At 43.5% G+C, this 13,497-nt stretch carries 18 protein-coding genes; 12 read left to right on the top strand and 6 right to left on the bottom strand.

What is annotated here, in order from left to right:
• The first annotated feature begins 294 nt into the window (after positions 1–294).
• The 4 genes from CYL18_RS08880 to spoVAE are packed head-to-tail and all read left to right on the top strand — an operon-like array spanning position 295 to position 2,642.
• Positions 295–765 (top strand): YhcN/YlaJ family sporulation lipoprotein, encoded by a 471-nt coding sequence (locus CYL18_RS08880; protein ID WP_104849144.1) that lies wholly within the window; start codon positions 295–297, stop codon positions 763–765.
• A 13-nt stretch (positions 766–778) separates the two neighbouring features.
• Positions 779–1,249 carry a stage V sporulation protein AC gene (spoVAC, locus tag CYL18_RS08875; RefSeq protein WP_104849143.1) on the top strand — a complete coding sequence of 157 codons (471 nt, stop codon included), beginning with the start codon at positions 779–781 and terminating at the stop codon, positions 1,247–1,249.
• A gap of 2 nt (positions 1,250–1,251) precedes the next feature.
• On the top strand, positions 1,252–2,268 hold the full coding sequence (spoVAD, locus tag CYL18_RS08870) for a stage V sporulation protein AD (RefSeq protein ID WP_104849142.1): 1,017 nt from the start codon (positions 1,252–1,254) through the stop codon (positions 2,266–2,268).
• A gap of 17 nt (positions 2,269–2,285) precedes the next feature.
• Entirely contained in the window at positions 2,286–2,642 is a 357-nt protein-coding gene (gene spoVAE, locus CYL18_RS08865) for a stage V sporulation protein AE (RefSeq protein ID WP_104849141.1), read from the top strand.
• Between the two features lie 58 nt (positions 2,643–2,700).
• Here the strand turns inward: spoVAE and CYL18_RS08860 are convergent, their stop codons facing one another.
• Positions 2,701–3,351 (bottom strand): GNAT family N-acetyltransferase, encoded by a 651-nt coding sequence (locus CYL18_RS08860; RefSeq protein ID WP_104849140.1) that lies wholly within the window; start codon positions 3,349–3,351, stop codon positions 2,701–2,703.
• A gap of 165 nt (positions 3,352–3,516) precedes the next feature.
• Between CYL18_RS08860 and CYL18_RS08855 the strand changes: the two genes are divergently transcribed.
• Both CYL18_RS08855 and CYL18_RS08850 read left to right on the top strand, forming a co-directional pair.
• Positions 3,517–3,684 (top strand): YjcZ family sporulation protein, encoded by a 168-nt coding sequence (locus CYL18_RS08855; protein WP_104849139.1) that lies wholly within the window; start codon positions 3,517–3,519, stop codon positions 3,682–3,684.
• A 155-nt stretch (positions 3,685–3,839) separates the two neighbouring features.
• Positions 3,840–4,094: a stage VI sporulation protein F gene (locus CYL18_RS08850; protein WP_104849138.1), complete on the top strand. Its 255-nt coding sequence runs from the start codon at positions 3,840–3,842 to the stop codon at positions 4,092–4,094.
• Between the two features lie 81 nt (positions 4,095–4,175).
• Here CYL18_RS08850 and CYL18_RS08845 read toward each other — a convergent pair whose 3' ends face one another.
• On the bottom strand, positions 4,176–6,491 hold the full coding sequence (locus CYL18_RS08845) for an ATP-dependent helicase (protein WP_330847577.1): 2,316 nt from the start codon (positions 6,489–6,491) through the stop codon (positions 4,176–4,178).
• Between the two features lie 137 nt (positions 6,492–6,628).
• Here CYL18_RS08845 and CYL18_RS08840 point away from each other — a divergent pair, with 137 nt between their 5' ends.
• Positions 6,629–6,895, top strand: a complete 267-nt coding sequence (locus tag CYL18_RS08840; RefSeq protein ID WP_104849137.1) for a hypothetical protein — start codon at positions 6,629–6,631, stop codon at positions 6,893–6,895.
• A gap of 75 nt (positions 6,896–6,970) precedes the next feature.
• On the opposite strand, the gene CYL18_RS08835 is transcribed toward CYL18_RS08840, so the two are convergent.
• The 3 genes from CYL18_RS08835 to CYL18_RS08825 all read right to left on the bottom strand — a co-directional run bounded on the left by CYL18_RS08835 (position 6,971) and on the right by CYL18_RS08825 (position 8,720).
• Positions 6,971–7,396 (bottom strand): GNAT family N-acetyltransferase, encoded by a 426-nt coding sequence (locus CYL18_RS08835; RefSeq protein ID WP_104849136.1) that lies wholly within the window; start codon positions 7,394–7,396, stop codon positions 6,971–6,973.
• A 2-nt stretch (positions 7,397–7,398) separates the two neighbouring features.
• Positions 7,399–7,914: a YjcG family protein gene (locus CYL18_RS08830; protein ID WP_104849135.1), complete on the bottom strand. Its 516-nt coding sequence runs from the start codon at positions 7,912–7,914 to the stop codon at positions 7,399–7,401.
• Positions 7,915–7,988: 74 nt separating this feature from the next.
• Positions 7,989–8,720: an alpha/beta hydrolase gene (locus CYL18_RS08825; RefSeq protein ID WP_104849134.1), complete on the bottom strand. Its 732-nt coding sequence runs from the start codon at positions 8,718–8,720 to the stop codon at positions 7,989–7,991.
• A gap of 136 nt (positions 8,721–8,856) precedes the next feature.
• On the opposite strand from CYL18_RS08825, the gene CYL18_RS08820 reads away from it, so the two are divergent.
• The 3 genes from CYL18_RS08820 (at position 8,857) to CYL18_RS08810 (ending at position 10,785) form a co-directional block, all read left to right on the top strand.
• Positions 8,857–9,417 (top strand): phosphatidylglycerophosphatase A family protein, encoded by a 561-nt coding sequence (locus tag CYL18_RS08820; RefSeq protein ID WP_104849133.1) that lies wholly within the window; start codon positions 8,857–8,859, stop codon positions 9,415–9,417.
• A 126-nt stretch (positions 9,418–9,543) separates the two neighbouring features.
• Positions 9,544–10,029: a spore coat protein gene (locus tag CYL18_RS08815; RefSeq protein ID WP_104849132.1), complete on the top strand. Its 486-nt coding sequence runs from the start codon at positions 9,544–9,546 to the stop codon at positions 10,027–10,029.
• Positions 10,030–10,110: 81 nt separating this feature from the next.
• On the top strand, positions 10,111–10,785 hold the full coding sequence (locus tag CYL18_RS08810) for an SOS response-associated peptidase (protein ID WP_104849131.1): 675 nt from the start codon (positions 10,111–10,113) through the stop codon (positions 10,783–10,785).
• 55 nt (positions 10,786–10,840) lie between these two features.
• On the opposite strand, the gene CYL18_RS08805 is transcribed toward CYL18_RS08810, so the two are convergent.
• Positions 10,841–11,590 carry a YqcI/YcgG family protein gene (locus CYL18_RS08805; protein ID WP_104849130.1) on the bottom strand — a complete coding sequence of 250 codons (750 nt, stop codon included), beginning with the start codon at positions 11,588–11,590 and terminating at the stop codon, positions 10,841–10,843.
• A gap of 138 nt (positions 11,591–11,728) precedes the next feature.
• Between CYL18_RS08805 and CYL18_RS08800 the strand changes: the two genes are divergently transcribed.
• Complete coding sequence (locus CYL18_RS08800) at positions 11,729–12,628, top strand: ATP-grasp domain-containing protein (RefSeq protein WP_104849129.1); 900 nt, start codon at positions 11,729–11,731, stop codon at positions 12,626–12,628.
• Positions 12,625–13,479 (top strand): ATP-grasp domain-containing protein, encoded by an 855-nt coding sequence (locus CYL18_RS08795; protein ID WP_104849128.1) that lies wholly within the window; start codon positions 12,625–12,627, stop codon positions 13,477–13,479. The genes CYL18_RS08800 and CYL18_RS08795 overlap by 4 nt, the downstream gene beginning before the upstream one ends.
• Positions 13,480–13,497: the final 18 nt, after the last annotated feature.

The following is a 13,497-nucleotide window of genomic DNA, read 5'->3' as shown; positions in this document are numbered from 1 at the left end:
ACATTTATAATAGACAAACCTCCTCCTTGTTTCATAATGTATATCAACATGAGAAACAAAGGGGGACCCAAATAGTGAAGGAAAAAAGAAAACTCAAGCCGTTACCTAAAGTAGAAACCACAGTGGCAAAGAAGAAGGGGTGCGGCTGCGGAAAATGGAAAAAGTCTGCAGCCAATAAACATAAATAAAGAAACCGTCGCATATGCGGCGGTTTCTTTATTGTAAGCAAGGCGGATAAAATGTCAAATCGAGCAAAGAATAACATCGAGTGAGTTTTATAGTAGGGGTGAAAATATGAGGAAAATCTATATGGTATCCATATCTATGCTTCTATTCGTCGTTCTTTTAGGGGGATGTGCAGGCGATTCGAGCAGCAAGGAAGCAATTCGATCGCTCATTTCCTCAGTGGATATGGAGCCTGTCTATTTAGGCGGAAATAAGGAAGCACCGCTTGAAAAAATTAAGAAGACGGTTGCTGATCATGATGAAATTTATGATGTGGCCGTCGTGCAAAAGGGCAAGGAAATTTTGGTTGCCTATAAAGTGAAGCATATGAAACGCTTCAAGATGGCATCCATTGATAAGGATTTAACGAAGGATCTTAACAAGAAATTCAAAGGATATGACATCGTCATCTCAAGTGATATGAAAATATTTCTTGAAGTCGTTGAATTGATTGTTCAGGTCCAGGATAAAGGCTATCCGAAAGAGAAAGCGAAGAAATGGTTTGGGAAAATTATGGATCTAGAAAAAGAAATGACATAGGTAGGTGATATAAGTGGCAAAAAACAATAAGACACCTGAGCAGAAACAATATGAACAATTAGAGCAAAAGTATGAAACAAAGCGTCCGGTTTTAAAGAATTGTCTGAAGGCTTTTTGGGTAGGGGGCTGCTTCTGCCTTGTTGGACAGCTTATTACGTACTTTTATATCTTTTTCTTTAATTTTACAGAGCAGACAGCGGGTAATCCGACTGTTGCAACGATGATCTTTATAGCAATGCTATTGACGGGATTTGGGGTGTATGACCGGATTGGCCAATTTGCAGGCGCAGGCAGTGCCGTTCCGGTGACAGGTTTCGGGAACTCGGTCATATCAGCTGCAATTGAGCATCGGACAGAGGGGCTCGTCCTTGGAGTTGGAAGCAATATATTCAAATTGGCCGGGTCCGTTATTGTTTTCGGGGTTTTCTCTGCCTTTGTCATCGCCCTGATTAAACAAATATATCAAATGATAATAGGAGGGTAATTATGCTGAGTGGCAAACAATCTTGGGTTTTTCAGAATCAGCCTGTGATTACATCCACGGGCGTCAGCGTAGGCCCCTTTGAAGGTCAAGGGAATCTTAGGGATGATTTTGACATTATCCATGATGATTTATGGCTAAAGGAAGATTCCTATGAGAAAGCCCATCGTGTCCTGCTTGAAGAAGCAGCAGGGTGTGCGATTGAGAAGAAAGGCTTAAAGAATGAGGACATCCAATTTTTATTTGCAGGAGATTTAGTGAATCAAATTACACCGACGAGCTTTGCAGCAAGGAAATTGGCGATTCCATACATAGGCTTATTCGGGGCATGTTCCACATCAATGGAAGGACTTGCCCTGGCAGCCTTTATCGTTAATTATCGCGGAGCTGAAAAGGTATTGACGGGAGCTTCAAGTCATAACGCCGCTATTGAGAAGCAATTCCGCTATCCGACTGAATATGGCGGGCAAAAGCCGCCGACCGCTCAGTGGACTGTAACCGGTGCAGGAACCGCATTGCTTGAGCAAAATAAGAATGCAGCCAAGAACCAAATTGTCGTCAAAAGCGCCACAATCGGGAAAGTGATTGATTTAGGCATGACAGACCCGTTTAATATGGGAGGGGCGATGGCGCCGGCTGCGGCAGATACCATCTCTGCCCATTTCAATGATTTTAACTTAAAGCCGGATCATTATGATTTAATCGTGACTGGCGACCTCGGCAAAATCGGTCAGGCGACCGCGCTTGATTTGCTTGAGCAAAAGGGACTGAAATTAAAGGATGGTCAGTTTCGTGATTGCGGTCTCATGCTGTATAAGGATGATCAGAACGTGCAATCAGGCGGCAGCGGGGCTGGCTGTTCGGCGACGGTCCTTTACGGCCATTTATTGAATGAGATGAAAAAAGGAACGTATAAACGGATACTATTGGCAGCGACAGGAGCCTTGCTTTCGCCGCTGACCGTGCAGCAAAATGAATCGATTCCGTGTATTGCACATGCTGTATCGATTGAGATGGAGTAGGGAAGGGAGGAAAGCTTATGCTAGCAATGTTTTTTTGGGCTTTTGTTGTAGGGGGGCTGATTTGTGTCGTTGGGCAGCTTCTCTTTGATATTGCCAAACTGACACCTGCCCATACGATGAGCTTATTGGTCGTTACTGGAGCTGTCCTTGGAGGCTTTAGTTTGTATGAGCCGCTTGCCAATTTCGCTGGTGCCGGCGCAACGATTCCGATTGTCAGCTTCGGGAATTCTCTCGTTAATGGGGCCATGCAGGAAGCGAACCAGCATGGACTTGTTGGTGTTTTGACAGGTATGTTTGAAATCACCTCATCTGGCATTTCTGCAGCAGTCGTATTTGGATTCTTAGCGGCGCTAGTCTTTAAGCCAAAAGGTTGAGCATATATAAGGATTGGTTAGATTAAAAAGACAAGGCGCAATTGCCTTGTCTTTTGATTTAGGCTTCAAGGCATAGCATAAGCTCTTCTTTTGAAACCTGGTTTATTTTTTTATATTTTTCTTCATACATTGTATCGATGATTTCTTTCGGATTAAGTCTTGCCTCTTTATCAAGAACTTTTATTTGAAGATACAGTGGTACAGGAGTTTGCCCATGGAACAGGGGCGGCTGTACATAGTCTGCTTCTGCAATGCGGAATCCTAATCCCTCGAAGAACTTCAGCCTTTTGAGGTTCGTTTTATACTCCTCCTCGTCATGAGCCAATGTTTCCTTTTCTGTTTCAAGGACGACAGCAGCGAGTGAATACCCGCTTTCTTTCGCATCCATTTCAAGCCGTCTTTGCATTTCTAGAAGGGTCTTCTTTCCTAATCCAGCGCCGCGGTTCTCGGGATGGGCAGCTAAATAAACGATATAGCCAAAATTCGCTTTAGCAAAATAATGAGCCGTCGCCATTGAGATTACCTTACCATTCTCAAGCCCAACGAGAAAGTGATATTTATTCTCCCTAGAGCTTAGTGCTATACTGCGGCGGAATAGGTCATGGCTTTCGCGCACTTCTTCAGGGAAGGATAAATCATATAAGTGGAGCGCTTCCGTATAGAGTGATTCACAATTATGCAGATCTAATTCTTTCCATTCAATTGGCATAGTGTCTCAAACCTTTGCTGTGTAGTTATATCTATTTTAGTGGAGGGCCTTAAAACAAACAAGGAAGAAACTAAAATAGGTATATGGAGCTGTAATTTAGCCCAGACAGACTGACCGCTTTTCACATATGTTATGAGTGTACTAAGCGAAAGCGAGGTGACTTACATGTTTGGATGCTACGGATACGGCGGCGGTTACGGCGGCGGATACGGTGGTAGCTGCGGAGGAGGCTATGGCTATGGCGGAGGCTATGGCGGCGGATACGGCTCTACTTTCGTGCTAATCGTTGTTCTCTTTATTCTTTTGATTATTGTTGGTGCCAGCTTCTGCTAATGGGAAGATGGTTGTAAGGGGTGGGTTGGCTATCTCTTATTACTGACAGGGAAAAAGGAATCCAGTCATGCTGGATTCCTTTTTTATGCCAAAATGATAAACACATCTTCAGGCTGGGAAACATATGATGGCATTATCGAGAAGGAGGCTGAAAAATGGATAACGGATTCTTTAAAAACATGGAAAAGAAAACAGGCGTGAACATGAAGGAGATTATGGAATTAGCTAATTCTCTCCAGAATGCAAATTTCAAAGATGAGAAAACAGTTCGTTCTGTCATTAAGAAGGTATCCCAAATTGCAAATAAGCCGGTTCCAAAAGAGATGGAGGACCAGCTGGTCAATTCCATCATTAAAGACGGGAAATCCCTTGATTTTAATACGATTGCTAACATGATGAATAAAAAATAAGGGGAGGAGCTCTTTATCCCGCTTGATATGGAAAACATCCGCATTTTCCCCGTATGCTTGGGATACATAGGGTGGATTTCCTTATCTTGCGGCTATGGGAGCTCCTTTTTTAAGATTGTTTATGAATCGGGAGGGTCGGGCTGTTTTGCCGCGTCTTTTTGCCGAAACTGACATATATAGCTCAGAGCATGCCCTTGTAACCGCTACATATAGAAGACGGCGTTCCTCTTCAATTGGCTTCCGATCCCCCTCACGCCATGCCTCAAGTGCATAATCATGCGGCATGCAGCCTTCCACACACCCTAAAAGGTATACATATTTATATTCCAGCCCTTTTGAGCGATGAATGGTGCCAAGCTGGATGGCAAAGGGTTCTGTTTTTGATCGTTTCTTTACTTCCTTGGACATGGCTACCATGTGAGTGGCATGGTCGACAAATGCCTGAACAGAATTAAATTTGCTTGCTGCGACCTTTACATCCTTGATTTCATCTGAACCTTTGTCCATTTTATTGCCCTCATTGCCGCGCTTTTTCAAATAATTTTGGAATCCCAATTCCTTTTCAATGGTCTCAATTGCGATATCTGGGCGGATATTCTTTAATGTGCCGATAATGGAAACAGCTTTCTCGATGGTCTTCTTTTGGAATGGCTTTAATCCACCGATATGGGGCAAGGCTTCAAGCAAGCTGCAGTCATTCAAAATGGATAACGCTTTTGCATCCTGCACGGCTGTCTTTCGCAAATAAAGAGGCGGAAGCAAATCATTTAACATGCTTGGGTCATCGGGATTAAGGCTTGCCTTCAAGAAGGCGAGGATTCCTTTAACGGCTCTTCGGTTGTAAAAAGAATCATAGTCAGCATCCACCCTGAAAGGAAGACTGGAGACAGCCAGGCGCTCAAAGATAGCGCGGCTCATTACATTTGTCCGGTAAAGTATCGCGAAATCACTCGGTGAAGCCCCATTCCGGATTTTTTCCATGATATCGGTCATAATCATGACGCTCTCCATCTCTTCATCATGCGGATAAAAAAGAACAGGAGCGGGTGACTGGTCATGAAGGGCTCTCATTTTCTTCTGGGTACGCACATGATTTTGGGCAATAATTTGGTTCGCTGTTTGGACAATTTTGTGACCTGAACGGTAATTGGCAGCGAGATAGACTGTTTCGAGGTCAGGGAAATCAATCTTTAAATTCAAAAGGAAGGAAGAGTCACTTCCGCGAAATGAGTAAATGGCTTGATCGTCATCACCTACAAAGCAGATATGCTCTGCTTTGTCCGTCAGCAGTCTCATAATCTCGTATTGCACTCTATTAATATCCTGGAATTCATCCATCAGGAAATAGCGGAATCGGTTTTGATAAGCACTGAGCAGAGCAGGATCAGATTTCAGCAAGGTGTAGCATCCTGTCTGCATATCATCAAAATCGAATTTATCATGGGTTTCCTTATATTGTTCATATTTCTTATATAGTTCTAAGGCGGAATGCTCAAAATCTCCGTCTGGGCGTACATCGCTCGGAAGGTATAAGTCATTCTTCCATTTGCCAATCTGCTGAATGCAGGCATCGAATGCAAATTCTCGCTCATCAATGCCAAGCTCGGAAGCTGCGATTTTAAGAATATATTCTTTTTCTCCGTCAAATTTAATCAGTTTTGAAGAATGCCATTTGTCAGGATCATAGTGCATAAGAATCCGGTAGAAAATAGCGTGAAAGGTTCCTGTATACAATTGCTGCAAGGTGGAAGGTCCCATACCCGGCATTCGCGTCAGCCGTTCCTTCATCTCAGAAGCTGCCTTCGAGGTGAAGGTGACAAGCATGATGGATTTTGGATTAACCCTCTTCTCAAGCAGGAGAAAAGCCGTGCGTGAAGTAAGCACTCGTGTCTTTCCGCTCCCGGCACCTGCGAGAACGAGCAAATGGCGAGCATCCGTCGTGACAGCCAGTGATTGTTCCTCATCGAGTGTCCACCCATGCTCCTTTAATGTTTGGGTGAATGGGTGGCAGCTAGATTGGTGATTTGCAGCTGACAGGACAAAAGGTTGCAGATTTTTAATATGATAGGGTGATTGCCAATCATTTTTCTCATTCTCTTCTTCTGCGGAAATGGACCTTGACTTTGGAAGACGGAAACCGCCATACTCGGCTGGCTCTTCTTTTGCCTGGGCAGCAGCATGACTGTTTTTCGGCAATTCTTGGCAAGGAGGGATAGTAGGATCTTTATGAATGAAATGGGGCTCATCATGAATCCCTAAATAAAAAATGACGGCCTGATGGCATGAGGAACAATGCAGTTCACCATTCTTACCAGCTTCATGAACACGTGTATAAGCCTCTTTCGGCCAATGTTCCAATGCAATATATTCATTCTTCCAATAAGCAGTTTTCATCATTCTATTCCTCATTTATTCATTATTTTACGTAAGGCAGACAAATATAATCTTAACAAAACGAACGATATATTACAAAGAGTCATGAGGGTTTCTTTTGAACGGAGAAAGGGTATTTGATAAGGAAGAGGTGGATAAACATGGGATATATGGTGCCGTTTACACAGTTTGAGTACGTTCAATATACGAATAGGACTGTATGTGCTGAGAGCCTGAGCAGAAACAATATCCCTGTCTCTAAGCGTGTCCAGCCGATTCAATTTCTTCGAAAGAGCGAGACCTCGTTTGATATGGAGAACAAGGAAGGTCATGAAAGCAGAAAGGGAAATCGAATTTCAGCACAAACAGTTGACCGCACAATGAGTGATATCACAGGCCTAGGGAAGTACATTAATTTAATTGTATAAGGATAAGATTCCTTTGGACTATCAGATAAAAAAGGAGGCAGAATCTCATGCATTGAGACTCTGCCTCCTTTTTTACTAAAGTCGTTTCTTCATGGTCCGATGCGGGATGCCGGCATCAAGGAATTCATCTGAAATGATGGCATAGCCGAGGGATTCATAGAACGGAATGGCTTGCACTTGTGCATTAAGCTTTGTGATTTCAATTTCCTGTGAAAGGGCATACTGCTCGATGGCTTCCATTAAAGCGCGGCCAACGCCTGACGTACGGGCTTCGGCGATGACACAAATACGCTCCACCTTTCCATAGCTGTCAACGATCCGGAAGCGGCCGGCACCAATTGGATCATTGTCTTCATTTGTGACGATGAAATGGGTCGAATCCTCCTCGAGGTGGTCAATCTCCTCTTCAATCGGAACCTTCTGTTCCTCCACAAAAACCGTTTTTCTTACATGATAAGCCTGTTGCAGTTCTTCGTCGGTGGTGACAATCTTGATGTTCATTTTTACAAATCCTCTCCAAGTAAAAATGTTTCATAAACCGTCCATGTTCCATTGTCGAGCTGATAGAGAAGATGGAAACGGTCAATGATTTCCTCATGCTCAAATTTCATTAAGGTTAATTGTCCGAGCACATCGCTCATTTCTTTGTCGGATAAGTTTTGACCAATCGTTAAATGCGGAATGAATGTATAAGGTTTTTCCTTGCCAAGCTCTTCGGTGTGAAGGGCTTCATGAAGCCTGACCAACTCCTCATTTGGGTCAATTTTTAAGTATATGACATTATTAATGGGCTGAAAGGTACTAACTTTTAATACCTTTAGGGTAAAAGGTTCATAGGCTTTTGAAATATCTTTTAGGATGGTAGAAATTCGTTTGATGTCTTCTTCGGTGGATGTAAAGGTTGACTTAAGCGTGACGTGAGGCGGAATTAATTTGTAGTGTGCATCATAGCGTTTTCGATAGCTATTGGTTAAGTCCTGCAGCTTTTTTGAAGGAAATATGGCAATGCCAAAGTTCATGATCGTACCTCCCCGAATGGTTAATTATAAGGTGATTATATTATAGCAAAAGTTTAAAATATGCACTATTCGGTTTATTTTCCGAATAGCCAAAGCAATGTGCGTTCCATATCCGCCTGCCAGGACTTCCAAGTATGCTCCCCGCCATCAATCTCTTCAAAGAAGGAAGGGAAACCCTGGCTTTCCATAAGCAGATTCAGCTCCCTGTTAGGTGTCAGGAAGTCGATAACATCCTGTCTGGTCGTTTCTACGGCTGTTTCTTTATTGCCAATAACATGATAAATGTGCATAAGATGGGGATATGAAAACTGTTCGACCGCTTCCATGACTCGCTCATTAACAAGCGGTGAATGGAGCGCCGCCTTTCCAAAGGTATGCGGATAATCAAGGGCGGTCATAAGCGAAACCGTCGCTCCAAGTGAATCGCCGATAAGCGCCCGGCTCATTCCCATATGATAGGTCGGATATTCTTCCTCTAAGTAAGGGAGCAGCTCACGCGCAAGGAATCGCTTATAAGCTTCGAATTTCTCGCCATCAGGATCATATTTATCCCATCTATCCTCGCTGTTCCGGTAAGGGACGCCGACAATGATAGTGTTCTCTATTTTATCCTCCTCTAGCAAGCGGTCTGCGACTCTACCAATCCTGCCCATTTGGAAATAATCCTTGCCGTCAGCGGCAATCAGCAGAGAATATTTATAGAGCGGGGAGAAAGCCGGCGGAAGGTATATAAGCAAAGGAACCTCCTCCTGCAAAGCCTCGCTATGGAACGTTTTGTCGATGATGGTGCCTGTTTGTCTGGACATTCATTTCACCTCTTGTAATCGTATACATATCTATTCTAGCATAAAGTGGAAAATTTAATATAATTGTGATTTCGAAATGATCTGAACTTTTAAAGTGGTATAATTAGAGAAAGCAACAAAAAGGAGTAATAAGGATATGACAAAAGAGCGAGTTCACAGTAAAACAGTTACAGAGGCTGCTAAGCAAGCATTAAATAAACGAGGGGTCAGCATAGAGTCCATAGCGAAAATAGTCTATCAAATGCAGTTGCCTTATAACGATAGCTTAACGATGGAGGATTGTGTCTATAGCATTGAACGAGTTCTCATGAAAAGAGAAATGCAGCATGCTATTCTGGTTGGCGTGGAGCTTGATATGCTGGCGGAGAAAAAGATGCTTTCTGAACCATTGCAATCCATTGTTGAATCAGACGAGCCTTTATTTGGAGTTGATGAAACCATTGCCTTTGGAGCGGTCCTTGGCTATGGAAGCATAGGAGTGACCACTTTTGGTCATTTAGACAAAAATAAACTCGGCATTATCAGATACCTGGATACGAAGAAGGAAGGAAGCGGTGTAAATACGTTTCTTGATGATCTTGTGGCAGCTATTGCCGCTAGCGCCGCCTCTAGATTGGCGCATCGCCTGCGCGACCAGGAGGAATCTCTGACTGAAAAAGAAATTAAAGACCTCGATCATGAAGAAATGATTGGCTGAAGTAATAGGCACTTGTCACAGGGTTGTGTGGCAAGTGCCTTTTTCTAGGTATGGAATAGTCAAGTGACAAGCCGCTTTTTCATATGCTGAAGGGGAGACTGATACCCCCGAGAGGAAGTGGATGTAATGAGCAATGGCTCACTGGCTTATCATGAGGCACTTGAACTTCATGAATTAGTCGCAATGGAATCCAATATGCTGATCACGCTGAAGAATGAAGTCGGCAATGTGCCGGATCAGGAATTGAAGAATTTATATGGTGCTACCATTAAAGTCATGCAGCGGTATTTGAAGGATCTTCTCGTTTTCTTCCCGAAAGCTCCGACTAGAATGGAAGATGCGCAGCGAGCTCGTCAGGAAGCTGGGTATTATGCAGGAAACATCTTAATTCAAGTGAAAACACTTATTCGGACATATGCGATTGCCATTACGGAAACGGCAACACCGGTATTGAGGAGAACATTGGTTAACCAGCTAAACGGCTTGATTGATCTTCACGCCCAAATATTCAGCTATATGAGCAAAAATGGGCTATATAGTGCTTTTGATATGAAGAAGCTAATTGACAATGATGTCAAGAATGCGCAGAAAGCAATTGATATGAAGTACTAGCGGGAAGCTCCATATGGGGCTTTTTTGCATGTTTGGGGAATTGCTTTGCCGTTGCTATAATGTAGGAAAAGAGGTGATTCCATGTGCGGAAGGTTTACACTGTTTTCAACGTATGAAACGATTATTCAGCGGTTTAGAATCGAATCAGCCATTGATGAAACAGACTATCTTGTGAGCTATAATATTGCCCCATCACAGCAGGTGGCTGCCGTGATTAATGACGGCAGCAAAAATCGGCTGGGTTATTTGCGCTGGGGGTTTATTCCATCTTGGGCGAAGGATGAGAGCGTTGGCTACAAAATGATTAACGCACGTGCTGAAACCCTGGGTGAAAAACGCAGCTTCAAGAATGCTTATCAAAAGCAGCGCTGCCTGATTGTTGCCGATGCCTTTTACGAGTGGCGAAGGATGGAGGAGGGGAAGGTTCCCTTCTGTATTAAGCTGAAATCCAGTGAACCTTTCGGCTTTGCGGGACTATGGGAATCATGGAAATCTCCTGAAGGAAAGATCATTCACTCCTGTGCGATTATCACGACAAATGCGAATGAAGCAGTCTCTTCTGTCCATGATCGGATGCCTGTCATTCTTAATCGGGAAGAAGAGAACAGCTGGCTTAATCCAAAACTCCGTGACACTCAAATCTTGAATCGATTATTGGTGCCTTATAATTCGGAGGAGATGGATGTCTATCCAGTTTCAAAAGATGTCAATTCTCCAAGGAATAATTCACCCAGGCTGATAGAACGGATTGGATAAGGAGGGATTAGCCTCTAGAAAATTCTTTTAAGGATGATAGACGAAACAAAGACCGTCAATGTGTTGGCGGTCTTTGTTTGGCTATTTTTCCGCTTAAAGGACATTTGTTTGTGGCCGGCTCGTTATCATCGGTTATCATATATTGCTTCCATTCACGCTTTTCCTTATCACCGTAGGCTCCTAAATCGGGATGGATCGGCATACGCTCGATGTGCTCAACCTTACGGCGAATGGCATCAATGGCACGCTTTCCGTGGACGGTCTCATAGCTGATGTCTGAAAAGATGCGGCGCGGCTGGAATATCAATACGAGGCATGGACCGACATTTCTTGTAATGTGCTGTTCATAAATGGGAGCATTGCCTGAAACGAATATCGGCTCGCCGCCAAAAGAAAACTCCCATAATGGATTGTCTGTGTCAATTGGAATATCCTCCGGCCAAGGAGCGGGGTCATGCTCATGCAAATAGGAAAGAATCTCCCAGAAATAATCATGATAATCATCGAAACCTTGCCAGGAATCTCCGGGCTTTATGAAAAGTATGAGGGCGTGCCGGATGGAAGGGTGGTCTTTTGAGATGGCCAGGAACTGGGTCATCGCCTCAGGAAGGGGTGAGAGGTCATCTTCCGCGAAGCAATAGCGTAAATGGCCGGCTCTTTCTGCCTGTACCCCAAAATGGCACGGGAATTGATAGTCAGATACTATCGTTTGCCACTTTTTAAATGCTTCTTTTCCCCAAGCGGGAATGGCTGATTCAGCTTCAATTTCTCCGCGTTCATAAATATGGGCTGTTTTCTTACTCATGAATACATACTCCTTATGGAAAGATATTTTTAAATAGGTTGATGTTCAAAGGATATGAAGAAGGGATGGCAACGGAAACTTGTATTCATTCATTTGATATAATGGACAAAAAAAGGATGTACATAAGGAGTAAGGTGAATGGCAAAACAAACAGGATGGCTAGTCTACAATGGCGGGTTAAATTCGGCTAAGTTTAAGGAAATTCATGAATGGTATCGGCAAACGGCAAAGAGCAAGGGAATTTCTCTTGAGCTCGTTGCCAATCATGAATTAATGAGTGTCATGGAGGATGGGGAGCCTGTCGTAAAATCAAGGATGAACTTGAATCAGCCGGATTTTGTCTTATTCCTGGATAAGGATATCCGTCTGGCAAGACAGCTGGAGCGGCAAGGGCTTCGATTATTCAACCGCTCTGAGGTGATTGAAATCTGTGATGACAAGACGTCTACCTTCCAAGCTCTAGCCGGTAAGGGGTTACCTATGCCGAAAACCATCATTTCGCCGCTAATGTTTGATGGAACGAAGGAGCAGGATGATTCATTTCTTGATTTGATTGAACAGGAGTTATCCTATCCAATAGTGGTTAAGGAAGCATACGGCTCATTTGGTGAACAGGTGTATTTAGTCCGTAAACGAGAGGAATTAGCTAAAAGGAGAAAGGAACTGCTATATGTGCCCCATTTATATCAGGAATTTGTGGAAAGCAGCGCAGGCAGGGACGTGAGAATCCATGTTGTCGGCGGGGAAGTCATTGCCGCTATGATGAGGGTTTCCGAGACGGATTTCCGGGCAAACGTAACGAATGGCGGGGTGATGAAATCGTATAAGCCATCACGAGAATTTTGTGAGTTAGCCATTGCCGCAAGCAAACATATTGGGGCGGATTTTTCCGGTGTGGATTTACTTTTTGGACAGGATGGAAAGCCGTTACTATGTGAAGTGAACTCCAACGCTCATATCAAAAATATCTATGACTGTTCAGGTATTGACGTAACCGAGGCGATTTTTGATCATATCATCCAGGTGGTGGGGAAATGAAGAACGGAATCATCCTTTATACACGGAAAGATTATGAAAAGAACCAATGGTTTGCGGAGCGTTTTATCAAAGAGGCACCCTCTTATGGGATGACCATCCGGTTAATCTTGACAGATTTCATGGCGCTTGGATCAGAAAATGGACATTTATTTATCCAGTATAAGAATGAGCGGTGGGATACAGCGCCTGACTTTGCCATAAACAGAAGCCGAAACTCTAGCATTGCTCGTCATCTTGAATTAATGGGCTGCAAAGTATTTAATTCAGCAGATGTGACGGAGGTATGCAATGACAAGGCGAGAACCCATCAGCTCATTAATGCTAACGGCATAAAGTCGGTCAAGACGATGTTCGAGCTTTCAGATTGGGAGAATCATGGCATGGAATATCCTCTCATTTTGAAGGAGGTCTCCGGCCATGGCGGCAAGGATGTGCATAAGATTGAAGACCCGGAGCAATTGAACGCATTAGTTAATACATATCAGGGAGAAAGGCTGCTCATTCAGGAAATGTGCAGTAATCCAGGCATTGATATTCGAGCCTTCTGCATCGGCGATGAAATCCTTGCTTGTGTGAAAAGACACTCAGAAGACAGCTATAAATCAAATTATTCCCTAGGCGGCAGAGCAGAACCGTATTCATTATCTAACTCTGAGCATCAAATCATTACAAGCATCTTATCGATCATGAAGTTCGATTTCGTTGGCATTGATTTTTTAGTCGATGAAAATGATGGGTTCCTGTTTAATGAGATTGAGGATGCTGTAGGGACAAGAACGCTTTATCAAAATTATGACTTTGGCATTGTGAAAAAATACTTAGGTCATATAAGGAATAATTTGGTAACATAGAGGGTAGTGGATGAAGAA

This window comes from Pradoshia eiseniae (genome assembly GCF_002946355.1).
Classification (GTDB): domain Bacteria; phylum Bacillota; class Bacilli; order Bacillales; family Pradoshiaceae; genus Pradoshia; species Pradoshia eiseniae.
The sequence above is the reverse complement of the archived record's forward strand: the minus strand, read 5'-3'. Positions and strand labels throughout refer to the sequence as shown.